This window comes from Geodermatophilus sp. SYSU D00779 (assembly GCF_054050595.1).
On sequence record NZ_JBJGZQ010000004.1, the window covers coordinates 136,996 to 159,045 of the forward strand.

At 71.4% G+C, this 22,050-nt stretch carries 13 protein-coding genes and 1 pseudogene; 5 read left to right on the top strand and 9 right to left on the bottom strand.

What is annotated here, in order from left to right:
- Positions 1 to 27 precede the first annotated feature (27 nt).
- Complete coding sequence (locus tag ACI79G_RS04325) at positions 28 to 1,416, top strand: hypothetical protein (RefSeq protein WP_456879908.1); 1,389 nt, start codon at positions 28 to 30, stop codon at positions 1,414 to 1,416.
- Positions 1,417 to 2,005: 589 nt separating this feature from the next.
- Here ACI79G_RS04325 and ACI79G_RS04330 read toward each other — a convergent pair.
- The 5 genes and pseudogenes from ACI79G_RS04330 to ACI79G_RS04350 all read right to left on the bottom strand — a co-directional run bounded on the left by ACI79G_RS04330 (position 2,006) and on the right by ACI79G_RS04350 (position 8,429).
- Positions 2,006 to 3,685 carry an esterase/lipase family protein gene (locus ACI79G_RS04330; protein WP_456879909.1) on the bottom strand — a complete coding sequence of 560 codons (1,680 nt, stop codon included), beginning with the start codon at positions 3,683 to 3,685 and terminating at the stop codon, positions 2,006 to 2,008.
- Positions 3,686 to 3,944: 259 nt separating this feature from the next.
- Positions 3,945 to 4,550: pseudogene (locus ACI79G_RS04335) on the bottom strand (IS5 family transposase); the annotation flags it as partial.
- 310 nt (positions 4,551 to 4,860) lie between these two features.
- Positions 4,861 to 6,750: a M20/M25/M40 family metallo-hydrolase gene (locus tag ACI79G_RS04340; RefSeq protein WP_456879910.1), complete on the bottom strand. Its 1,890-nt coding sequence runs from the start codon at positions 6,748 to 6,750 to the stop codon at positions 4,861 to 4,863.
- A 277-nt stretch (positions 6,751 to 7,027) separates the two neighbouring features.
- On the bottom strand, positions 7,028 to 7,354 hold the full coding sequence (locus tag ACI79G_RS04345; protein WP_456879911.1) for a protealysin inhibitor emfourin: 327 nt from the start codon (positions 7,352 to 7,354) through the stop codon (positions 7,028 to 7,030).
- On the bottom strand, positions 7,338 to 8,429 hold the full coding sequence (locus ACI79G_RS04350; RefSeq protein ID WP_456879912.1) for a M4 family metallopeptidase: 1,092 nt from the start codon (positions 8,427 to 8,429) through the stop codon (positions 7,338 to 7,340). Before ACI79G_RS04350 ends, ACI79G_RS04345 begins: the two co-directional genes overlap by 17 nt.
- A gap of 585 nt (positions 8,430 to 9,014) precedes the next feature.
- On the opposite strand from ACI79G_RS04350, the gene ACI79G_RS04355 reads away from it, so the two are divergent.
- Positions 9,015 to 10,925 carry a hypothetical protein gene (locus ACI79G_RS04355; RefSeq protein ID WP_456879913.1) on the top strand — a complete coding sequence of 637 codons (1,911 nt, stop codon included), beginning with the start codon at positions 9,015 to 9,017 and terminating at the stop codon, positions 10,923 to 10,925.
- A gap of 10 nt (positions 10,926 to 10,935) precedes the next feature.
- A complete protein-coding gene (locus tag ACI79G_RS04360; RefSeq protein WP_456879914.1) occupies positions 10,936 to 11,994 on the top strand; it encodes a ferritin-like domain-containing protein in 1,059 nt (352 codons plus the stop codon).
- 288 nt (positions 11,995 to 12,282) lie between these two features.
- On the opposite strand, the gene ACI79G_RS04365 is transcribed toward ACI79G_RS04360, so the two are convergent.
- The gene (locus ACI79G_RS04365) at positions 12,283 to 13,713 is read right to left on the bottom strand and encodes an amidase (protein ID WP_456879915.1); all 1,431 of its coding nucleotides are present in this window, start codon (positions 13,711 to 13,713) and stop codon (positions 12,283 to 12,285) included.
- Between the two features lie 837 nt (positions 13,714 to 14,550).
- On the opposite strand from ACI79G_RS04365, the gene ACI79G_RS04370 reads away from it, so the two are divergent.
- Positions 14,551 to 16,188 carry a flavin-containing monooxygenase gene (locus ACI79G_RS04370; protein ID WP_456879916.1) on the top strand — a complete coding sequence of 546 codons (1,638 nt, stop codon included), beginning with the start codon at positions 14,551 to 14,553 and terminating at the stop codon, positions 16,186 to 16,188.
- Between the two features lie 95 nt (positions 16,189 to 16,283).
- Here the strand turns inward: ACI79G_RS04370 and ACI79G_RS04375 are convergent, their stop codons facing one another.
- The gene (locus ACI79G_RS04375; protein ID WP_456879917.1) at positions 16,284 to 16,961 is read right to left on the bottom strand and encodes a GntR family transcriptional regulator; all 678 of its coding nucleotides are present in this window, start codon (positions 16,959 to 16,961) and stop codon (positions 16,284 to 16,286) included.
- A gap of 143 nt (positions 16,962 to 17,104) precedes the next feature.
- Between ACI79G_RS04375 and ACI79G_RS04380 the strand changes: the two genes are divergently transcribed.
- The gene (locus ACI79G_RS04380) at positions 17,105 to 18,055 is read left to right on the top strand and encodes an alpha/beta hydrolase (RefSeq protein WP_456879918.1); all 951 of its coding nucleotides are present in this window, start codon (positions 17,105 to 17,107) and stop codon (positions 18,053 to 18,055) included.
- A gap of 370 nt (positions 18,056 to 18,425) precedes the next feature.
- On the opposite strand, the gene ACI79G_RS04385 is transcribed toward ACI79G_RS04380, so the two are convergent.
- Positions 18,426 to 19,529, bottom strand: coding sequence for an NAD(P)-dependent alcohol dehydrogenase (locus ACI79G_RS04385; RefSeq protein ID WP_456879919.1), 1,104 nt, complete (start codon positions 19,527 to 19,529; stop codon positions 18,426 to 18,428).
- A 560-nt stretch (positions 19,530 to 20,089) separates the two neighbouring features.
- On the bottom strand, positions 20,090 to 21,784 hold the full coding sequence (locus ACI79G_RS04390; RefSeq protein ID WP_456879920.1) for an alpha/beta hydrolase: 1,695 nt from the start codon (positions 21,782 to 21,784) through the stop codon (positions 20,090 to 20,092).
- Positions 21,785 to 22,050 lie beyond the last annotated feature (266 nt).

The window sequence follows — 22,050 nt, forward strand, 5'->3', positions numbered from 1 at the left end:
CCGGCTCAGGCTCGGAAGGGGAGATCGATGACACAGCAGCCGACGCGCGTCGGCCATCCGGGGCTGGACGCGCTGGCCGAGCGCGCGTTGCTCGAGGTCCTGTGGCGCCGTCGGACCCACCGGGTCAGCCGGGGCAGCTCGGTGCCCGCCGGCACGATGAGCTATGAGTCGAGTCAGGCCCGGGAGCCGCTGACCGACCTGGAGGAGGCGGTCCTCATCGCGGTCACCGGGTGCACCGGCCTGACCATGCCGGACCGGCCGTTCAACGACCCACGCACCAACGACCCGATCATGGCCAAGCCCAACCTGACGATGGCCGGGCGGACGGCGGGCAGTCCGGACAACGCCCAGGGCACACACTTCTTCCTCATCAACGACAGCGGCACGTACTTCCTCCGCAAGCTGCCCCCGGTCGAGGACCCGCGCTCCCCCTTCGACCCGGAGCTCCTGCTGACGCGGGCGGAGGAGGCGAAAGTCCGGCTGCTGGACCACCGGATCGACGTCCCGGACGGCAACCGCGACTTCCCGGCCTACCTGGACTCCAACCGGTTCCTGTCGAACCTGCCCGGGACGACGATCCTGTTCCCGGTGGTCGACCTCTCCCGCCAGTACATCAACGGCTTGATGTACCTGCTGACCCAGCCGTCGGGCGCGCGCCCGACGGTCGTCGACGACCGCAACTTCTACCGCCTCGCGGGCGTCGAGCGCTGGGTACGGCGGGGCTTCCTCAACGAGGACGTCAAGCTGCCGCTCGGGGCGATCTGGGGCATGCGGACCCAGATCGAGGCCGACCTTCTGCTGCAGAACCTCATGCTCACGGCCGACGCGATGGGCCTGGGCGCGTGGATCCACGCCACCATCTCCCCACCGGTGCTGCTGGGCGACCCGAAGTCCCGGGACCGGTACGGGCCCATGCTCGGCTTCGACTGGGTGACGCCGAGGTGGAAGCCAGCCGACGCCCTGCGCTGGCAGGTCCCGCTCCCCCACCTGTCGGTCCTCCGCGCCCACCCGGTGGGGCTCCGGCACGGCGGGGAGCACCTGATCAAGGCGATGTGCCCACCGAACTACCCGAGCATGGCCGCGGCGGTGGACGCGGTGATCGCCGACAAGTTCGGACCGCGGGGCATCTACTCCGACACCTCGGTGTTCAGTCGGATCTACAGGGGCGACTACGGCGCCGAGTACCTGGACCAGGCCGGCGACTACGACGCGGACGTCATCGCCTGCGCGCGCGACATCTGCACCTACATCCACGAGGTGCACGGCCGGTTCCCGGCGCACGTCGAGGCCATCCACGTGCCCGGGGTGTGGCTCCAGGCGCACCACGTGGAGCAGCCCTACTACGAGCGCTTCTTCCGCAACGGCCTGACCGAGGCCCACCTGTCCCACGACCGGACCTGGCACGCGGCCTCCTGATCCTGCAGCGGCGCAACCTCGACGGTCGCGAGCACCCGGGGCTGATCCGGCCCGGCGGCGAGCCGTCCGATCGACCGCCCACCGAACGGGACGTACCGGCAGGGCGCGACGACCTCCCGAACGTGGCCTGCGGCGCACGATGGGCACGAGGACACCGCGGGCGCCCGGGTCCAGCGGGCGTCCGAGGTCGGGTAAGGCCAGGCTGCGGGTCCGCGGCGGCGATCACCGCGGCTGCGTGAGTACCGCTCGGCCGGACGCTCGGCGGCTCCGCCTCGACCACGGCGCCGTGCTGAACGTCGACGACGTCGGCCCCGGTTCGCGCCGGCACCTCGCTGGTCACCACGCCGGGCAGCGTGGAGGCCCGCCCGCCACCGTGGCAGGGTCCTCGCCACCCGCGTGGGCCCGCGGAACCGGAGGACGGCGCCCGGGGTGATCAGGAGCCCGGATGCGAGACGAGAACCCGTTCGCCGGTGCCACTGGTGAGGGCCTGGTGTCGGCGCTCGCACGGTGCGCCCGGTGCGGTGGCAGGTGACGCCCGCGTGCGGCTGTCCACCCCTGCTGCGCGCGAGGGCGAGACCCGGAGCCGTGGTCAGGTGCTGGCGGGCTCCACCGGATCCGGGTCACGGCGGTCCTCGACGTCGTCCTCCCGGGTCAGGGTCAGGCCCAACGTGGCCCTGAATCCCGTGCCGTGGATGGGCAGCAGCCACTCCCCGTCCACCTGCTCGCAGGCCACGACCTCCTCCCCGGGCGTGGCGCTCGCCTGCTCCACCGAGCGCAGCAGCTCGGCGGTGTCCGCGGGCCTCTCATCGGACAGGTAGCGCTCCCCCGTGTGCAGGAAGAGCCGCACGACCGGGTCGGTGAAGGCCTGCACGTAGTACTGCTTCTGGAACACACGGTTGTCCGAGAAGCCCAGTCCCCAGCTGTCCCGCTCTCCCACGTAGACATCCAGGCGCATGACCAGGTCGTTCGCGGTACGGCCGGCCCGCCGGACGCTCGAGTCGAGCCACCCTTCCCAGATGACCCGCTCCCGGGGGTCGAGCCAGTCGAAGCCACGGTCGGTGAGGCAGTCCGCCAGGTCCTCGCTGTGGAAGGGGCCGTAGCAGTTCTCGGCCTCGGCCGTCTGGTGGAACAAGTCGAAGTCCACACCTCGCGGCTTGATGCAGACGCCGAGGAAGAACTCGCTGCGTCCGAACGCGTCCTTGCCTCGGGTCACGAGCCCCTCGTCCAGCCGGAGGCGCGCACGCACGTCACCGTGGAGGAACCGCATGGCGACCTCGAACGACTCGCGGCTGGTCACCAGTGAGTCCTCGCCCCCGTGACACTTGTGGACGAACGTCCGCGGCGCTCCGGGTATCTGCGCGTACGCCTGCTTCACCAATCCGTCACTGCGGTTGTAGCGGGGGCCGTACTCCCCAGGGACGGAGGCCAGGCGGTTGAGGAGGCTGGCGGCCCCATTGCCGTAGGAGCGGTAGTTCGTCCCCACGACGGTGAGCAGGCGGCGCGGGTCGAAGTGGTTGCCGAAGGTCAGGTAGGACCAGGCCCCCGGGTCGGCGGACCTGGCCGCCGGCCCGTCGGGGTCGAACGCCTCCAGTTCCTCGGCGGCGCCGAGGCCTCCCAGTTGGTCGAGGACCTGGAAGCTGATCCCTTGGTGCGGAGTCCCGAGAGTGACGATCTTGTTGATGTACTCCTCCGCCGCTCGCGGGTCGCCCTTCAGTCGTGGATAGTCCACCTGCACCGCATGACGAACGATCAGCCCGCCCATGGAGTGTGCGATGACGTCGACCTCGGGCACCGGCTGCCGCAGTTCGACGGCCAGCGCGCGGATGAAGTCGATCAACCTCACGAGTTCCGAGCCGTAGGTCGAGAACGACCGGTCCTCGAAGTCGTAGTAACGGAACACCCAGATGGTGTTGGCGACCGAGCGCGTCGACCGCACGATGTCGAGCGCCATGGCAGGGTCGGCGACCAGTCGGCCCTCGAAGAACGCGCTCACGCCGACCAGTTCAGGTGGCAGCTTCTCGGGAGCCTTCTGCGGACGGGAGTGGTAACTGACGATGTTGGTGGCGTCCCGGTAGTCCCAGTCCGACTTGAGCAGGCGCAGGACGAGACCCTCGTAGATGTAGTTCTCGCCGCGTTTGTGCGGATAGACCGTGCCATCGTTGAAACCCTGGTAGGCCACCCGACGCTCATCGGCGGTACCGAGTCCGCCGAAGCCTCGGATGAGGATCAACGGACGTGCTGCGTGCACGCCCGACCTCTGGTCGTCCATGGGCACCCCGATCGTGGGCAGGTCCTCGTACGTGCCGCCCGGCCCAGGCGGCGACTCCCACGGAGGATGTCCCCGGCAACGTCACCGGGTCGTCACGTGCGCGTCACGGAACTGCCCACCGAACGACCCGGTCAGGACACCACGCACGGGGGTCGGTGTTTCCGCCGCGTCCGACCAGCCTGCGAGCTCCACATCCCGGACCTCACAGCGGCTGGATGACCCACGCGTGCACTGGCCGCACGACTTCTGACGAGTGCGCTCGCCGAGAGAGCACTCGGCTCGATCCGTGCTGTGAGTCTGTCCGCGGGGGGCGGTGGCGGGGATGGCCGCGGCCGCCGCGCCCGATCGCCGGCATGCCGTCGAGGATGGGTCCGACCAAGAGGCTGTCGTGCCGGTTCGCGGCCGGGACCAGCACGTTGAGCGGCAGCCCGTGCGCATCGACGAGCAGGGGTACGTGCTGCCGGCCTTGCCCCGGTCGGTGGGGTCCGGGCCGGTCAGTGCACCCCTCTCGCCCGGACGCTGACCGGGTCCAGGCTGGCCCGGAACCGGTCCAGCCGGCCCTGCTCGCCCCACCGGTGGGGCACCGCCTGGTGCCAGCGGTCGAAGACGCCGGCCTGCTGCCACTCGTGCATCGGGCGCCAGCAGGTCCCGCCCGACCCGTGACCCAGCTCGGCCGGAGCTCGGTCCAGCCGATGCCGGTGGACAGCACGAAGGCGATGCCCTCGAGCACGTCCCGGTCGGAGACCCGCGGGCGGCCGGTGCGGCCGTGCACCGCCGGCGGCTGCGGCGGGACCAGCGGCTCGACCAGCGCCCATGGTCCGTCACTGATCAGCCGCGACGGTGGAGAAGACGCCGGGAACGACATGCGGTGCAGCCCGCGTCGAGCCGCCAGGACGGCGTAGGGCCGATGACCTATTCCTGCAACGTCTCCTCACCTCCACCTCGGCGTGACACAGCCGGACGTGGGAGGCCCTGAGCAGGTGACGTGGGCGATCGTGGAGCTCATGATCGACAGGCCGTGGCAGCGGACCGCTCCACTTCCGCCGCCACCGAAGCCCCGCCGCCATCTCGATCCGGGACGTCTGCCAGCCCCGACCGACTGTTGCAACGACCTCCCCCGTGTCGTCGTGGTCTCACGGTGATCATGGTCGCCCGCCGCGATGTGGGGAACACCGTCAGTGCGTCGCGGTGAACCAGGCGGCGGCGGTGACCAGACGGGCGATGTCCGCCGCGTAGCCGGCGTTGATCGAGGTGTCCGTGGGCATGTGGTACTGGGGGTTCATCTCCTCGGGAGGCGCGTCGGGTCCGGGGCCGGCGAACAGGTCCTCGGAGGCCAGGATCGCCGTGTAGCCGTTGAGCTGGAAGCTGTAGTGATCGCTGCGGGCCTCACCCGGATCCAGCTCTCCGCCGTGGGGGTACAGCTGCGGAGCCGGCAGCGTGGGTGAGACCTGCGGCACGAGCTCGGCGACGGTCCGGGCCAGCGCCAGCGACCGCTGCTGGACGGTTGGTGAGCCACGGAACCCGGCGTGCAGCTCGAAGGTGCGCTCGGGCAGCGCGTCCCACCCGATCATGTCCATCTGGAAGACACCGACGATCGGGGTGCCGAGCAGGGCTTGGTCCCGGGCGTAGGCCAGGCTGCCCACCAGACCGTGCTCCTCGGCGTTGAACAGGACGAACCGCACGGCCCGGCGGGGCACCCCCAGGGCGGCGTCCAACGCCTGGATCGCCTCTGCGGCGGCGAGCACTCCGGCGACCCCGCTGCCGTCGTCGTCGGCTCCCGGGGCTGAGTCGACCGCGGGTCGATACCCCGCCTGCCGGGCTCCGGTGGAGTCCATGTGCGCCGTCACCAGCACGATCCCGTCGAGCCCGCTGCCGGGCAATTCGGCCTCGACGTTCTCCAGCCGCTGTCCCTCGTGCGGAAAGCCGTGCCGACGGACGACGAACCGCCCGCCGCCGATCTTCTCCAGATCGGCGACGAGCGTGGAGATGGCCGCGGCGTTGTCCGGGTGTTGGATGTGCCGGCTGCTGATGACGGTGCCGTCTACGCCGGCCGGCGCGGCTCCGGTGTAGCGCGCGAGGTGGTCGGTGAGGTGCTCCGGTCGGATCCTGGCGTCGAGGATCTCCGTCTCCTCGGCGGTGATGGTCGGCGGCACGGTGCTCGCCTGTCCCAGTTCGGCGGGGGCGTCGGCCGGCTCGATCGCCCGGGCTGTCGGCGCCAACTTGAGGTTGTGCCCGTGCCGGGCAGCGGTGAAGTGGAAGGTCTCGACCGACTCGCCGGCCGGAACGGCGACCACCAGGCCGTCGTCGGTCGAGGCCAGCACGGCGCGCGCCGCGGGACCCGCCTGGAAGAAGTCCCTGGAGTTGCCTTCGGGAGCGAGGAAGCCGCTGTCGGCCTGGCGGTCGTCGCGCAGCAGGTACAGCTCCGTGGTGAGCGGCTCGTCCTCGACGCCGAGGCGGTCCACCCGGAAGCCCAGGTCGTCGAGTCGCGCTGCGGCCGACGTGGTACCGATCGCGTAGACCGTGCTGCCGGCCTGGCCCGTGGCGTGCAGGGGCAGCAGCGGCAGGTCGCGGAGCGCGGCGCGCCAGTCCTCGCCGGTGTGCGTGGGGGGAACCGTGATGCGCAGGTAGCGCAGGTGTGCCTGGTCGTCCAGCATCGCCGCGGCCAGTTGGGGATGCGGCGCGACCAGCAGACCCGCCCGCCGGGCCTGGGCGCGCTCTCCGGCGTCCTCGCCGACGAACAGCAGGCGGTCTGCGCCGCGTGCGCGCTCCACGGCCTGTTCGAAGATGCCAGGGGAGTCCTTCGGTCCGTAGAGCACCAGCTCGGGCTCGAGGAGACCGCGGAGGCCGGCGTCGTCCAGTGCCCGGTCGAGTTCCCCGGGAGGGAGGGAACCCGGGTCCGAGATGATCCCCAGACGGGCGCCGCGCTCCCGGAGCTCTCCAAGCACCCCGGGCACGTAGGGGTACACGGCCAGCTGCTCGATCTGGTCTCCGCTCGGGGACAGCGTGGCCGAGGCCAGCGTGCCGCCGATGTCGAAGAAGACGGCCGTGCCGGTCAGCGGGTTCATCATCGCTCCTGACGACTGAAGATATGCTCCCGGTCCCTCACGACCACGGAGTGCCGGGGCCGGTCCGCCACGGCAGCGCTGCCGGTGCGACCCGCTCGGTTGTCCGGGTCAGATGCGACCGGGGTCCGGGACGTGCAGGATGCGGAGGGCCCCGTCACGGGGCCGTCACCGCACCATCAGCGGCCCGCTGTCGGTCCGAGCTCCAGCCAGGTCCCGATGGCCGCCGTCCATCACCCCGGGACGCCACGTCGCCCACGAGCGGCCATGCCCTCACCCGTCACTCCGGGCGCTCGAGCGCCCGCTGTTCGAGCGTCTCGATGAGCGGCACCAGCTCCGGCGGTAGCCGGCTCTCGTCGAAGCGCAGGGAGACGACCTCCTCGCCGCGGTGGATGGTGAGGTCGTACTGGTACTCGTCGGCCCCGGGGCCCTTGGCGGGCAGCTGCGTGAAGCGCGCCGGCCCTGGGCTGTCCAGCACGCGGGCGAGCGCCTCGGCGGCGGCCGGGTCGAGCTCGTCCTGGCTGACGTCGAGCTCGACCCGGTTGCCCGCGAACAGGCCCCCGGTGCGCCGGAAGTGCACCCGCGTCGGCTCAGAGGTCGAGGCCAACGCCGCTCCAGGCCTCCTCGACCGCCGACACCTGGCGACTCTCGTTGCCGAACAGCGTCGAGGCCACGTAGCGGGTGATGCGCGCGAACTGGCGGAACGTGGCGGTCGGCAGCAGCCGCTCGTGACCCAGCGACGCGTACCAGATGCGCCCTGCGTCCTCCCAGGCGTTGCCGCCCAGCCGCTTCGCGACGAGCGTGAACGCACGGTTGGGGATGCCGGAGTTGATGTGCACGCCGCCGTTGTCCTCGTCGGTCTCCACGTAGTCGTCCATGTGGCCCGGCTGCGGATCCTTGCCGAGCAGGTCGTCGTCGTAGGCGGTGCCGGGTTCCGCGAGCGAGCGCAGCGCCCTGCCGGTCACGCCCGGAGCGAGGATCTCACGCCCCACGAGCCAGTCTGCCTCCTCGACGGTCTGGCCGAGCGCCCACTGCTCGACGAGCACGCCGAGGACGTCGGCCATCGACTCGTTGAGCGCCCCGGACTGGCCCTGGTAGACCAGCGGCCCGTCGTACTGGACGACGCCGTGGCTGACCTCGTGCCCACACACCGTCAGCGACTGCGCCAGGCGCGTGAACAACCGTCCGCTGCCGTCACCGAAGACCATCTGCGTGCCGTTCCAGAACGCGTTGTCGTAGCCCCGGCGATAGTGGACGACGCCCTCGATCGGCATGCCGGCCTTGTCGATCGAGTTGCGCGCGAACACCTGGAAGTAGAAGTCCCACGTGGTGCCGAGGCGCTCGAAGGCCGCCTCGGCGACCTTGTCGTCACTCGGCGAGCCGGCCTCGGTCCGGACGATCGGACCACGCAGGTCCATCGTGCCGAGGGCATCGCGGACGAGCCGCTCCTTGGTGGGCGGTGCCAACGCGACGGTCAGCTCGGGCGTTGCCGACCGCGGCAGGACGGATCGGCGCGCCTCCGCCTGGACGCGCAGCGAGCGCATCGTCGCTGAGGTCGCCAGCGCCTCGAGCGCCGTCCGGCGCTGAACGTCGTCGCCGTTCTCGGCGATGCTGCGGAGGACGTAGTCCGGGATGAAGCAGCACACGGCGCCCATTCCGGTCGTCTCGACGAGGCCGGTCATCAGGTGACTCCCATCTCGAACATCAGGCTGGTGGACTGGGCCAACCGTCGGTCACCCAGGGCAGCGTCCAGCTGCCGTGGCAGGAGGGCACGGCCTCCCGGGAAGCGGTCCGAAGGTGCTGACGCGCCGCCCGTGGCGAGGTCCCCCACGGCTCGGCGAGGGACATCGGAACTCGTGAGGGTCGTGGACGGGTCGGACCACTTGTGAGTCTCGGGATGGGGCGTCACCCGAGCGTCACCCGGATGTCACGACGCCGCAGCGTGTCGGGTCGGTGCCGAGGTGTCCCCGGTTCGCGCCAGCGGCGCAAGGAGGCCGTTCGCCAGACCGCGGGCGCTTGCTCGGCAGGCTGGCGAGATCCAACAAGGTGATGACGCTGCCGTGACGCTGCCGTGACGCACGCGCTCGTACCCTCGTCTCCCTGCTGACGATGTCGATCGTCGACGTCGGACCACCTCGTCCCGGGGACGAGCGCTACGTGGACCTGCGTCGGCCGAAGACCCGCTGATCGACCTGCTGATGGGTTCTCACTCGCCCGCGAATCCGAACACCGTCGACGGGATTCGTGAGAGGGCCGACCGATTGCCGGTGCGGACCGGCACCGGGCTCGTCGTGCATGTCGGCGACATCGGCGCACTGGCGTGGGGTGAGCACCGTGAGGACGAGCGGATGAGCTATCTCAACGGGACGCGGATAACGTTCTCCGGCCGGTTCTTCGGTGACGTGTCGACGATCAACAACCGCGATACGAACTATCCGCCGTCCTCCACTCCCCCGACCCAGCTCTGGAATCCGGGCGGCGGCTCGACCTTCGACTTCCTGGGCTGCCGCGTCTCCGGAGGCGAGCACCTGGGTGGTGCGCCGGTGGCCGTTGACGACCCCGTGCGGGGTCTCGCCGTGGTCGGCGCCGCTGACCGTCCGAGCGCCAAGCTGGTGGACCTCGACCCCCATTGGCAGAACTCGTCCGAGATCTGGGGCCTGGTGGTCCGGCTGATCGACCCGACGAGTGGTGCGGAGGTGCTCTCCGGGTCGTTCCGTGTGTCCGGCTTCCGCGACATCACGTCCCGCCAGATCGACGGCGTGGACGTGAACGGCCAACCCGCGGGCGCTGCCTTCGTCTCCGTGCTCGAGGACGTCGCCTACGGCTCCGCCGGTGCGGCGTCCCCCGCTCTTGCCGCGATCCGTGCGGAGAGCTCTGCGGACCGGCTGTCCATCGTCCTCAACACGTTCGGGTTCTTCAGGGCACACGTCGGGGACTCCTTCGCAACCGGTTCGCTCACCGGGTGCATCGGCCCGTGGCGCGCCGACGAGCCTGCCGGGTTCGTGGCCGGACGCCGGATCGAGGCAGGCGTGCTCTCGACCGAGGAGGATCCGCCGGTCGTCCTCGGCCCGACGACCGCCGCGCTCGACCGGCCGCATTCCCGCCTGGTGGTCGACCTGGGCAACGCGTATCCGATCGTGGACCACGCCGGCACGCCGGCGACACTCGCCCGCGTCTCGGGGTCGGCGGAGACCATCGATGCGCTGGAGATCGGTGTGCTGAGCGGTGAGGACGTCGCACCGGAGGACGTCCTGAGCGGTGACGTCGTCGTGATCGGCACGATCGACCTGACCGAGGCGCCCGGACGCGCAGGTGTGTTCTCCTTCCCGTTGACCGCCGCCGCGGCCTCGGCCGCGGGTGGGCGTCCGCTGGCTCTGCTGGCGCGGCGCCCGGATCTCACGAGACGCGTGGTGTGCCGGGAGACCACCGACGGTCTCTACGTCCGGGCCGACGAGTTCGTGCATCGGCTCGACGCGCACAGCGCCGGAGTCGCCTCGGTGCATGCAGTCCGGCGAGGGAGTCCGGCGGCGGGCGTGGTCGTCCACCTCGCGCGGTCGGGCGCGGCGCTGCAGTTCCCAGCCCAGGTCGAGACGGATGCGCGGGGTCTCGCGTCGATCCCGCTCACCGCCGGCGATCCCGGCAACCCTCGCGGTGCCTCGGCCCTCGATGGCGAGGTCGTGGGGATCGCCTACTCGGCTCGGCTGGCCGCCGACGGATCGCCGGACTACCGCGGGAGCGGGCTGGACCGCCGCCTCGATCGGATCGTCGCCCACGTCCGCGATCCGTTCGAGGTCCCCGACGAACCGGACTGGGCGCGGGACATCCACCCCATCCTGGCCCAGTACGCCCGGCTGTACCCGGTCATGCGGGATCACATCGCCGACCTCGGCGACCGCGACGCCGTGATCTCGTGTCGACGAGCGATGCTGTTCGCGCTGACCCGCTCCATCACCGACCCGAACTACATGCCGGTCAGCAGGGACCTCTCGGCGCAGAAGCTCGCGGCCATCGTCAAGTGGCTCGAACTGGGTCCGACGCAACGCTCGGCGCCACCGGCATCCGACGAGCCGGTCGATGACCCGTTCGGTCCTGACCCCCACAGCGCCGAGGCCGCCGCCGCGTCCAGGCGCATCCTGGCACGGCAGGTCGCTCTCCGCCGTGGTGAACCGGAGAGTTGAGGAACCCGCCATGCTGCAGATCGAACGCGCCGCGGTGGACGCGCTCACCCGAGCCGGCTCGGCCGAGGAGCTCGCCGACCTGATCCACGAGGCCATCAGACTCGAGTTCTCGACCATCCCGCCCTATCTGACCGCGATGCTGTCCCTCAAGCCGGGTACCAACCGGGACATCTGGCGCGACATCCACGACGTCGTCGTGGACGAGATGCTGCACATGGCGATCGGCTGCAACCTGCTCAACGCGCTCGGTCGGACGCCGGCGATCGCCGATGCCGGGTTCGTTCCGAGATACCCCTCGACACTTCCCCTCGGGATCGGCACCGGACTCGTCGTGGGGTTGCTGCCCTTCTCCCGCGACCTCGTCAAGCAGGTCTTCATGGAGATCGAGGAGCCCGAGGACCCGTTGGTCTTCCCCGCCCAACGCTCCCTCGCGGTGGAGGTGGCGACCTTCGCGACGATCGGTGAGTTCTACCGGACACTGCGCAGCAAGCTCATCGACCTCGGGGACGAGGTGTTCGTCGGTGACCCGGCACGCCAGCTCGTGTCGCCGCGCTGGTTCCCGACCGAGCGGCTGTTCGCCATCACGGACGTGGACTCGGCCGTCCGCGCGCTCACCCTGGTCGTCGAGGAGGGCGAGGGGACCGGGACCGCCCCGGTGGATCCCGACGGGGACGTCGCGCACTACTACCGTTTCGAAGCGATCTGGCGCGGTCGGCGGCTGGTGCGCGACCCGACCGTGCCCGAGGGTTACTCGTTCACGGGCCCGGAGTACCCGTTCCAGCCCGATGGGGTCTGGCCCCTCACGGCCAACCAGCGCATCTGCGACCTCGACGCCGACACCGAGGCCTGCCGGCGGGCCCGTCAGTTCCAGGTGACCTTCACCCGCCTGCTGATGGCGCTGCAGCGCGTCTTCGATGGCGAGCCCGAGCGCCTGGACGCCGCGATGGGCATCATGTTCGAGCTCAAGATCGCCGGACAGGTCCTCGCGGGCCTGCCCGCCATCGTCGGCGGCGTGCCGACCGGCCGTACAGCCGGCCCGGTGTTCGGGTACGCGGTCATCAACGAGTGACCCGCACGAGGCGCGCATGCCGATCGCCCGCATCGGGCCGACCCGGGCACGCATCCTTCCTCGTCCCGAGGAACGTCCGCGGCGTCCTGCGCCCGGGACAGGACACCACCTTCCACGACCACGGCCGAGCACCCCTGCCCGGCCGCGGGGAGTCGCGTGCTCCGACCATCGACGACCCGCCAGTCTCGACGGACGGGCACAGGAGTCCTCGCCAGGACCACCCGTCACGGGCGACGGGCGAGGCTGCGCCGGCGGACGGACGACGTCCCCTCGGCGCAGCCGAGGACGTCAGCTCCGCACCAGGGCGGGCCACCGGTCGTGCCAGGGCGCAGCCGCCTCGAACGCCGCGGCCGCGCGCAGGACCGTCTCGTCCGCGAGGTGCCGGCCGACGATCTGCAGGCCCACGGGTAGACCGTCCTGCGTCCAGCCGGCCGGAACGGTGGCCGCCGGTTGACCGGTCATGTTGATCGGCAGGGTGAAGGACAGCCACTGGAAGGACGGCACCATCCGGCCGTCGACCTTCTCCGGCCCCTGCACGTGCACCAGGAACGGCGGAACCGTCAGTGTGGGCGTGAGGAGGAGGTCGTGGTCCTCCATGAACCGCCACATCCTGTTGTTGACCGCCTTCCGCGTCACCACCGCGTCGGTCAGGTCCTCAGCCGTCCACGGCCGGGCGAGGAACTCCACCAGGTGCGGGGACATCTCGGTCCCGGCGGCCAGGCGTCGCATCCCCCGCAGATCCGTGTCGAGAGCGACGAGGCCCCAGAAGGCGGCGTACGGGTCGTCGAAGCCCGGGTCGGCCTGCTCCACGTGGCAGCCGAGTTCCTCCTCGAAGACCCTGACGGCGGTCCGGACGACCTCGCGCACCGCGGGGTCCACAGCGGCGTACCCGAGATCGGGGCTGAAGGCCACGCGGAGACCTCGGATGTCGCCGGAGAGGCAGCCGGTCCAGTCCACGTCCGAGGTCGGGATCGTGTGCCGATCCCGGGGGTCGGGGCCGGCCATCACCGACAGCATCAGGGCGCTGTCGGCCACGGTCCGCGACATGGGACCGATGTGCTCCAGGGACTCCCAGCTCGAGATTCCGGGGTACCGCTCGTCACGGCACCCCGGATACAGCGGAACCCGTCCCATCGACGCCTTCATGCCGAACAGTCCGCAGTGGGCCGACGGGATGCGCACCGACCCGCCACCATCGCTGCCGACGGCGATGGGGCCCATGCCGGCCGCGACAGCGGCACCCGAGCCGGCGCTGGACCCTCCAGGGGTCATCGCCGGGTTCCACGGGTTGCGCGTCGTCTCGAAGACCGGGTTGTGCCCGACCCCGCTGTAGCCGAACTCCGGCACGTTGGTCTTGCCGATGATGATGGCGTCGGCCGCCTTGAGGCGCTCCACGACGATGTCGTCCTCGTCGGGTACGAAGTCCTCGTACGCCTTCGAGCCCATCGCCGTCCGGATGCCCTTGGTGGCCACGAGGTCCTTGATGCCGACCGGCACACCCGCCAGCGGACCGACCTCCTCTCCGGCGGCGATGCGATCCGCGAGGTCCTCGGCCTGTTGACGGGCGAGGTCGAGGGTCGGGGTGCAGAACGCGTGCAGGACGGGTTCCACGGCATCCATCCGGTCGCTCACCGCTCGCACGACGTCCACGGGCGAGATCTCACCCGCCCTGACCGCCGCGGCGAGGTCGGTCGCGGGCATGGCACAGATGTCGGTCATGGTCGACGATCCCCTTCTCGATCGGGCGACGACGCCGGGCGCGCCGGCTCCGTTCATGCCGTCCGCTCCCGCGGTGTCGACGGGGGTCGGTTCCTCGGCTCCCGTTCGGGCACCGTAGGCCTCGGCGAGGAACGGGTAGGTCACGAGCGAGACCGCGATCCTCGGGGAGGCGGAGCACACGTGCACGCCTGTGCCTGTCCGAGCGCGACGGCGACGACCGCTGCGAGGTCCACGCGAGGTCGGCGTTCCGCTCCGTACCCGTGCGGCCCGCACCGGGGAGTCGCCGCCGATGACCACGCCGCCGACCGACGGCACGACGCGCAGCGGCCGGCTCCGTCATCCCGCCGTCGCGTCGGCGCTGCTGGGTGACAGCACGCGTGAGCGATCCGCCGTCACCCCGGGCCCCGTCCTGTCGCACCGTGGCCCGGCCGAGCCGCAGGGGGTTGACCCTGATGCAGGATGCATTCTACAGTGTGGCGGCGATCACACCCGAAGGGGTGAACGCACCTCCGGTCAGAGATCGACCTCCCTCCGAGGTGACGCCCATGGCGCTCGACCAGGCGACAACGGCCTCGTCGGCACGGACGGCGGCGAGCGGCGCGGCTCCGTTCCACGGGACGGGACGTGCGGACCGCGGCGGTCCGCGACCCGTGTCGCCCGGGTCCGACAGGCACGGCTCCTCCACGATGGTCGGCCTCCGGCCGGGCGGTGCCGCCGTGACCGATCACGTCGCCGCCGCTCTCGACCCGCGCTGCACGCCTCAGCCGGCCTGACGCCGGCCTCCCCTCGCCCCTTCCCGTACCTCTGGACTCCCTTCCCTGCCCCAGGAGGACGACCATGTCCGCACCCGTCGCCGACCCCCAGGCCCAGACCCCTCCCGTCCCGTCGTCCGTCGACGTCGTCGTCGTCGGAGCCGGCTTCTCCGGCATGTACCTGCTCCACAAGCTGCGCACCATGGGGATGTCGGCCGTCGTGTTCGAGGCCGGCACGGACGTGGGTGGCACGTGGTACTGGAACCGCTATCCCGGTGCCCGCGTCGACGTGGAGAGCCTGGCCTACTCGTACTCGTTCGACCCGGACCTGGAACAGGACTTCGAGTGGCAGGAGCGCTACCCCACCCAGCCGGAGATCCTCCGGTACGCCCAGTACGTCGCCGACCGCTTCGACCTGCGCAAGGACATCGTCTTCCGCACCCGGGTGACGGCGGCGCACTACGACGAGGACAGCCGGACCTGGCGGGTGCGCACCGAGCACGAGGACGCGGTGACCGCGCGGTTCGTCGTCATGGCCACCGGCTGCCTGTCGTCCTCGAAGCTGCCCGAGATCCCCGGCCTGGGCTCCTTCAAGGGCGAGACGTACCACACCGCGCACTGGCCCCACGAGGGCGTCGACTTCACCGGGAAGCGGGTCGGCCTCATCGGGACGGGCTCCTCGGGAGTGCAGTCCATCCCCGTCATCGCCGAGCAGGCCGCTGACCTGACGGTCTTCCAGCGCACCCCGGCGTACTCGCTGCCGGCCCGCAACCGGAAGCTGCGCCCGGACGAGATCAGCGAGATGAAGGAGAACTACCGGGCCTACCGGCAGGCCCAGAAGGAGTCCGGGTTCGGCATCCCGACCCCGGTGCCGACGAAGTCGGCGCTGGAGGTCTCCGAGGAGGAACGGGACGCCCGGTTCGAGGAGGCCTGGGAGAGCGGGAGCCTGGTCAACCTGCTCACCACGTACACCGACCTGGCCGTCGACCAGGACGCCAACGACACGGCGAAGCGGTTCATCCACCGCAAGATCCACGAGATCGTCGAGGATCCGCAGACCGCCGCCGACCTGTGCCCGGAGTACCCGGTCGGCACCAAGCGCCCGTGCCTGGACACCCGCTACTACGAGACCTACAACCGGCCCAACGTCCACTTGGTGAACCTGCAGCGCGAGCCGCTCGTGGAGGTGACCGACAAGGGCGTGCGGACGGCGGCCGACGAGTACGTCTTCGACGCGATCGTCTACGCCACCGGCTTCGACGCCATGACCGGGTCGCTGACCAACGTGGACATCCGCGGGAGGGGTGGCGCGTCGCTCAAGGAGACGTGGAGCGCCGGTCCTCGGACCTACCTGGGCATCGGCTCGGCCGGCTTCCCCAACCTGTTCATGATCACCGGACCCGGCAGCCCGTCGGTGCTGTCGAACATGATCGTGTCGATCGAGCAGCACGTCGACTGGGTCTGCGACGCCATCGAGCACCTGCGGCAGCAGGGGCTGACCACCATCGAGCCGAGCCAGCAGGCGCAGGACGAGTGGGTCGACCACGTCAACCTCATCGCCTCCCACACGCTCTACCCGAAGGCCAACTCCTGGTACATGGGCGCGAACGTCCCCGGCAAGCCCCGCGTGTTCATGCCCTACGCCGGCGGCGTCGGGGAGTACCGCAAGAAGTGCGACCAGATCGCGGCGGACGGCTACCCGGGCTTCGTGCTCAGCGCGTGACCAGCGCCGTCGCTCTCCTCCGGGCCGCGGACGACGCCGTTCGCGGCCCGGACGAGAGCCGCCCGCGTGGGGGCATCGGCCTCGAGGCCAGAGGGTCAGCTCGGGGCGCCGTCCGCGTCGCCGTGCCACAGGATCTCCTCCACCGCGGCGCGGTACTCGACGTAGATCTGCCGGTAGCGCGTCACGGCACCGGCTCGGTCGCCCCGCTCGAGCAGTGCCAGGACCTCGCCGTACCCGGTGACCCAGGGGCGCCAGAGCCTGCTGCCCGGCTCCATGGCCATCATCCGCCCGGTGCGGACCACGACCTGGTCGAGCAGCGACTGCAGTTCCCGGTTGCCGTTCGCCATCACGACGATGGTGCTGAAGTCGGCACCAGCAGCCGACGCCGCTGTGACGTCGCCGCGCTCCAGCGCGCCGGTGAACTCGGCATAGCGCTTGCGCAGTCCGGCGATGTGCTCGGCAGTGAGGTTCTCCACGCCCCCCGCGAACCCGGCGCAGGCGAGCAGCTGCATGACGTCGACCAGCTCCAGCGCCGACTTCTGCGTCAGGCCCGACACCTTGCGGGTGCGGTTCGGCGCGACGTCGACCAGACCCTGGGCGGTCAGCTGCGTGATCGCCTCGCGCACCGGGGTGATGCTCACCCCGAGCCGCGCTGCGATCTCGGCGTCCTTGAGCACGGTGCCAGGTGGCAGCTGCCCGGAGGCGATCTCCTGGCGGAGTTGCTGGACGACGGCCTCGCGCCGAGTGAGCGGCACCTCGAACGACGACGTCACCGACCCACCCCCTTCCCGGTCATCGTGCCAGCCGGTCCCCCACCTGACAGTCCGACCGGCTGCCCCATGCCCCGGCCCCGGCACGGGCCGGTCCCGGCACCACCCGCCCACTCACCCCGTACCACTCGACCGATGGAGGGCCCATGTCCCGTCGTGACCTGATCGACCCCGAGTCCCGCAGCACGCTCGACGCGCTGCTGGAGGCCATCCCAGGCGGCTTCAACGCGATCCCGGACATCGCGGCCCGGCGAGCGACCGTCCAGCAGATGCTCGCCGCCCTCGAGGTGCCGGAGAACCCGAACGTCACCAAGGAGGACCGCGCCGTCCCCGGACCCGACGGCGAGCCGGACGTCACGGTGCGCATCTACCGGCCCGCCGCGGCCAGCGGTGAGTTGGCGGGCATCTACTACATCCACGGCGGCGGGATGATCCTCGGTGACATCGAGGGCGAGGACGCCGCCGCCACCCGGATCTGCGACGAGGTCGGCGCCGTCGTCGTCTCCGTGGAGTACCGCCTGGCCCCTGAGCACCCCCACCCGGCGCCGGTGGAGGACTGCTACGCCGGCCTGGTGTGGATGGCCAAGAACGCCACGGAGCTGGGGGTGGACCCCACCCGGATCGCCGTCTACGGCGCCAGCGCGGGAGGCGGCCTGACGATCGCCACCGCGCTGCTGGCCCGGGACCGGGGTGGCCCGGCCCTGCGGTTCATGATGCCGATCTACCCGATGATCGATGACCGCAACGAGACGGCCTCCAGCCACGAGATCACCGACATCGGCGTGTGGGACCGGGCCGGGAACATCGAGGCGTGGGGCTGGTACCTGGGCGGTCGGCCGGCGGACCAGTACGCCGCGCCCACGCGGGCCGAGGACCTCACCGGCCTGCCGCCGGCGTTCATCGACGTCGGCACCGTCGACCTCTTCCGCGACGAGGACATCGCCTTCGCCCAGCGGCTGATGCAGGCCGGCGTGCCCTGCGAACTGCACGTCTACCCCGGCGCCTACCACGCCTCGGAGACCCTCGCCGCTGAGGCGGCGCTGTCGCAGCGGATCTGGGCCGCCCGTGTCGAGGCGCTCAGGAGCGCTCTCGCCTGAGACGAGCAGAACGGCGCCTGGGCGACCACCGGGCGGCCAGGCGCCGTTCGACTCGCACCATGCCGGCGGTCCGTGCCGGCACGGATGGGGCCACGAGCGGCCGACTGCTGAGCAGGGGGGGACCCGGACAGCGGAGCCCGTGGCGAGTCCCGCGGCCCTCGACCGCAGGGCCTCTCTGCTCGTGCCGGGTCCGGGCCGTCGCGGCCGACTCCGGACCGGGCTCATCCCTCGACGCCTGCCGCTCCCCTCGACACCTGGCGCTGTCGACCGTGCGGGACTCGCCGGTGGCGGTCACCGGGAGCGCGTCGACCACGTGCACCGGACTTGGCGAGGGCGCCCATCGACCGCTCGCCTGCCGGGGAGGCACGTGTCAGTGGGGCATGGTCAGGATGGGTTTGACGACCGCGCCGCTGTAGGAGGCCTCGACGGCGTCCTCGATGCGGTCCAGCGGGAAGTACTGCACCAGCTGGTCGAACGGGAACCGCCCCTGGGCGTGCAGGTCCATCAGGGCGGCGATCAGCTGCTGGCCGTGGCCGCTGCCGCCGAGGGTCCCGCGGATGGTCTTGCCCCAGAGCGTGGTCAGGTGGTCGGCGCTGAACTCGGCCCCCGCAGGGGCGCCGCCGATGAGCAGGGCTGTCCCCAGCATGCCCACCGAGTCGATCGCCTGCCGGACGACCGAGGTGTTGCCGGTGCATTCCAGCGACGCGTCGGCGGGGCCACCGCAGATGTCGTCGACCGCCTGCACCGGGTCGGTGTCGGTCGCGTCGACGGTGTGCGTGGCGCCCAGCCCCTCGGCCAACCGCAGTCTGGCGGCGTGCCGGTCGACCGCGATGATCGTCGTCGCTGCGGAGTTGCGGGCTGCCATCACCGCGGCCAGGCCGACGGTGCCAGCGCCGTAGACGACGAGCGAGCCGCCCGGCTCGGGTCGCAGCGTGTTGAACACCGCGCCGGCGCCGGTGGCCAGCCCGCAGGCCAGCGGGCCCATCAGTTCCACGGGCAGCCCGGCAGGGACCGGGACCAGCGAGGAGGCGGTGGTCATGGCGTAGGTGCCGAACGACGACTGCCCGAAGAAGTGGCTGGCCAGCGGGGAACCGTCGGTGCGGCGCAGCGCCGATGGCCCCTCGAGGCGGTGGCCCCCGCCGACCAGCTCCGCCATGCGCAGGCAGTAGCGCGGCTCGCCGGCCTGGCAGTTCCGGCAGGCCCCGCACCACGGCCAGCCGAGGACGACGTCCTGTCCCTCGCGGACCCCGGTGACCCCTTCCCCCACCGCCACCACCGTGCCGGCGCCCTCGTGGCCGAGCACGCCGGGCAGCGGGAAGGGCAGGTCGCCGTCGCGGGCGATGCCGTCGGTGTGGCAGAACCCGGTGGCGGCCACCCTGACCAGCACGTCCCCGGGGCCGGGCTCGTCGAGCTCGACCTCCTGGACGACGAAGGGGCCGTGCAGCTCGTCGACGACGGCGGCAGTGATCCTCATGCAGGCCCTCTCTCGTGGATCCGGGCTCTGGGTCTCGGGTGGCGGTGCGTCTCGACGGCGACCCTAGGAGCATTCCGTCGCAGCCGCTGGTCGCGACCTCCTGGCGGCCGGCGCCAGGCCGGGACGCCGTCGATGGACGGCACGACGACCGCGGTCCCCTGGTTCGCCGGCAGCCGGGTAGCCGGTCGGCGCCTGCGGCTGCGGCGTCGCCTCGCACGCCGCACGCGCGTCAGCGGTCGGGTGCGAGCCGTGTGCGTGTGTGGCGCCTCCCCCCCGCGGACACCGCCTCACCCCGGTGTTCCTGCGAGTCAGGAGTCCGGGCGTCTGGGCTCCACGGCCTCGGCTGGCCTCGCGACACCCGCGTGGTCCAGGGTCAGCAGTCCGCGGCCTGGTCGATGGGCGCGCAGCGCGTCCTCGCCGGACGTGGATCCGGCGGAGGACCCGTCCGAGCTGCCCCGACGCCCGGTCGGCGGCAGCATCGGCTCGATCCGGGCCAGGCGGCGTCGGTCGGCTCTCCTCGTCCCACCCTGAACAGTGCTCCGAAGGGTCGCGCTGCCAGGTCACCGGGCGTGCAACGCACGGCGTACGGCCTCCGGGACGGCCACTGCGTTCACGGCGGCCCGGGTCCGGGTGTCCTCCGGTGTTGCCGCCGACGTCGGTCCGAAGGGTGAACCCTCCGGCTCGCACACGGTGCCCGCCGCAGGCAGTTCACCGGTCACCAGGTATCGGGTGACGTGGCTGTCCACGCAGAAGTTGCCGGCGCTGGAGTAGGCGGTGTGCCCCCATCCGGCGTAGGACAGCAGTCGCGAACCGGGGAGCAGCTGCGACGCCGCCACAGCGCCGTGGTGAGGGGTGGCCGGGTCGAAGTAGTTCCCGACGACCAGCACAGGCGAGGACGTGGGTGCCGTCCACGGACCCGGGAAACGGTCCTGCCCGGCGCTGCCCGGCCACGACCGGCAGGCGCTCCAGCTCCAGCTCCACACCCGGCCGAACCGGCCGTACCGGGCCTCGGCGCTGTCGGCGGCCGACTGCCACGTCGCGAAGGACCGCGGGTTGACGCTGTCGGAACAGGTGACGCCGGGCGAGGCCTCCACGACGTTCGGGTACGGCTCCTGCACGGCGGCATCCAACCCGAGCTCGGTGCGGATCACGGCCAGGCGCCGCCCCAGCTCAGGCGGGGAGAGCTGCTGCTCCAGATCGACGAGGAGGGAGGCGAAGTCCGGCCAGATGAACGGGGCGTACAGCACGCCCACCGTCACGGCGATCAGGTCGTTGTAGGTCACGGTGAACGCCTCGCCGGTGACCGGGTCGGTGATGTCGGCCGGGTGCCCGCGCAGTCGCTCGGCCAGTGCCGCATACCGGCCGCTCGCATCCCCGGAGAGAGCGCAGTCCGGACCGGCGGCATCACACAGCCGGAAGAACTCGTCGAGGGTGCGCTCGGACCCGTCGGCGCTGCCGATGCGGGTGCCGACCGGAGTGCTCACGGCCTCCTCGCCGTGGCCGGTGGTCCAGGCGATCGGGTCGACGACGCCGTCGACGACGAGGGCGCGGACCCGCGTCGGGAACAGGTTGGCGTAGGTCTGCCCGAGCACCGAGCCGTAGGACAGGCCCCAGTAGGTCAGCTCCTGGTCGCCGAGCGCCCCACGCAGCAGGTCCATGTCGCGGGCCGCGTCGGCGCTGGACATGTGGTCGAGGATGGCACCGCCGTGCCCGGCGCATGCGCCGGCGAGCTCGTCGTCGGACGCCCGCTGGACTCCCTCCTCGTCCGGGAGGTCCGGATACGGGAACGGCGGCAGGGTCGCGATCGCCTGTCCCAGGGTGTCGAAGCACCGCAGCGGTGTGCTGCGGTTGGTCCCGCGGGGATCGAACCCGACGATGTCGAAGCTGGCCCGCAACTCCAGCGGCAGGACCTTGGCGACCGCGCGGACGAAGTCGACCCCGGATCCGCCGGGGCCACCGGGGTTGATCAGCAGGGAGCCGATGCGCCGGCTGGGTTCTCCCGCAGGCAGCCGGATCACCGAGATGCCGATCTGCATGCCCTGCGGGTCGCCGTGGTCGAGCGGGACCGGCACCGTGGCACATTCGAAGCCGTCCCGACATGCCGACCACAGCACATCAGCTGCGGCGACGACGGAACGGCTCGCCGACGGCGTGGCGTGGGCGGGCGGCGCCAGCAGGGCCACGCCCAGTGCCGCGGTGACGACGGTCGCGAGTGCAGCGCGGACGCGACCGCCCAGCACATCGGTGCGGATCATGCCGACTCCCAGGGTGGTCGAGTGCGAGTGACTCACTGATCCAACTGATCCCCGTGTTCAGGTGAACTCCGTGCCTGGTGCCGACGCGCAATTCGGCCAAGAGAGCTGTCGCTCAGCCTCGACGGCGCTGTCGAAAGCTACTCGCCGTGGTCTGTGATCACCATGGCAGCTGGGGCGCATCGGGTCCATTCGTCGCATCGTCGTCCGGGCAGCCGCCTCCTGGAGGCGTGTCCGGTCGATCCACCCGAGAACAACGCGAATCGACC

Bases quoted from the DNA above. Each gene is read 5' to 3' on its own strand.
- ACI79G_RS04325 (WP_456879908.1), top strand. From the start codon at position 28: ATGACACAGCAGCCGACGCGCGTCGGCCATCCGGGGCTGGACGCGCTG.
- ACI79G_RS04330 (WP_456879909.1), bottom strand. From the start codon at position 3,685: ATGGACGACCAGAGGTCGGGCGTGCACGCAGCACGTCCGTTGATCCTC.
- ACI79G_RS04340 (WP_456879910.1), bottom strand. From the start codon at position 6,750: ATGAACCCGCTGACCGGCACGGCCGTCTTCTTCGACATCGGCGGCACG.
- ACI79G_RS04350 (WP_456879912.1), bottom strand. From the start codon at position 8,429: ATGACCGGCCTCGTCGAGACGACCGGAATGGGCGCCGTGTGCTGCTTC.
- ACI79G_RS04360 (WP_456879914.1), top strand. From the start codon at position 10,936: ATGCTGCAGATCGAACGCGCCGCGGTGGACGCGCTCACCCGAGCCGGC.
- ACI79G_RS04365 (WP_456879915.1), bottom strand. From the start codon at position 13,713: ATGACCGACATCTGTGCCATGCCCGCGACCGACCTCGCCGCGGCGGTC.
- ACI79G_RS04370 (WP_456879916.1), top strand. From the start codon at position 14,551: ATGTCCGCACCCGTCGCCGACCCCCAGGCCCAGACCCCTCCCGTCCCG.
- ACI79G_RS04380 (WP_456879918.1), top strand. From the start codon at position 17,105: ATGTCCCGTCGTGACCTGATCGACCCCGAGTCCCGCAGCACGCTCGAC.
- ACI79G_RS04385 (WP_456879919.1), bottom strand. From the start codon at position 19,529: ATGAGGATCACTGCCGCCGTCGTCGACGAGCTGCACGGCCCCTTCGTC.
- ACI79G_RS04390 (WP_456879920.1), bottom strand. From the start codon at position 21,784: ATGATCCGCACCGATGTGCTGGGCGGTCGCGTCCGCGCTGCACTCGCG.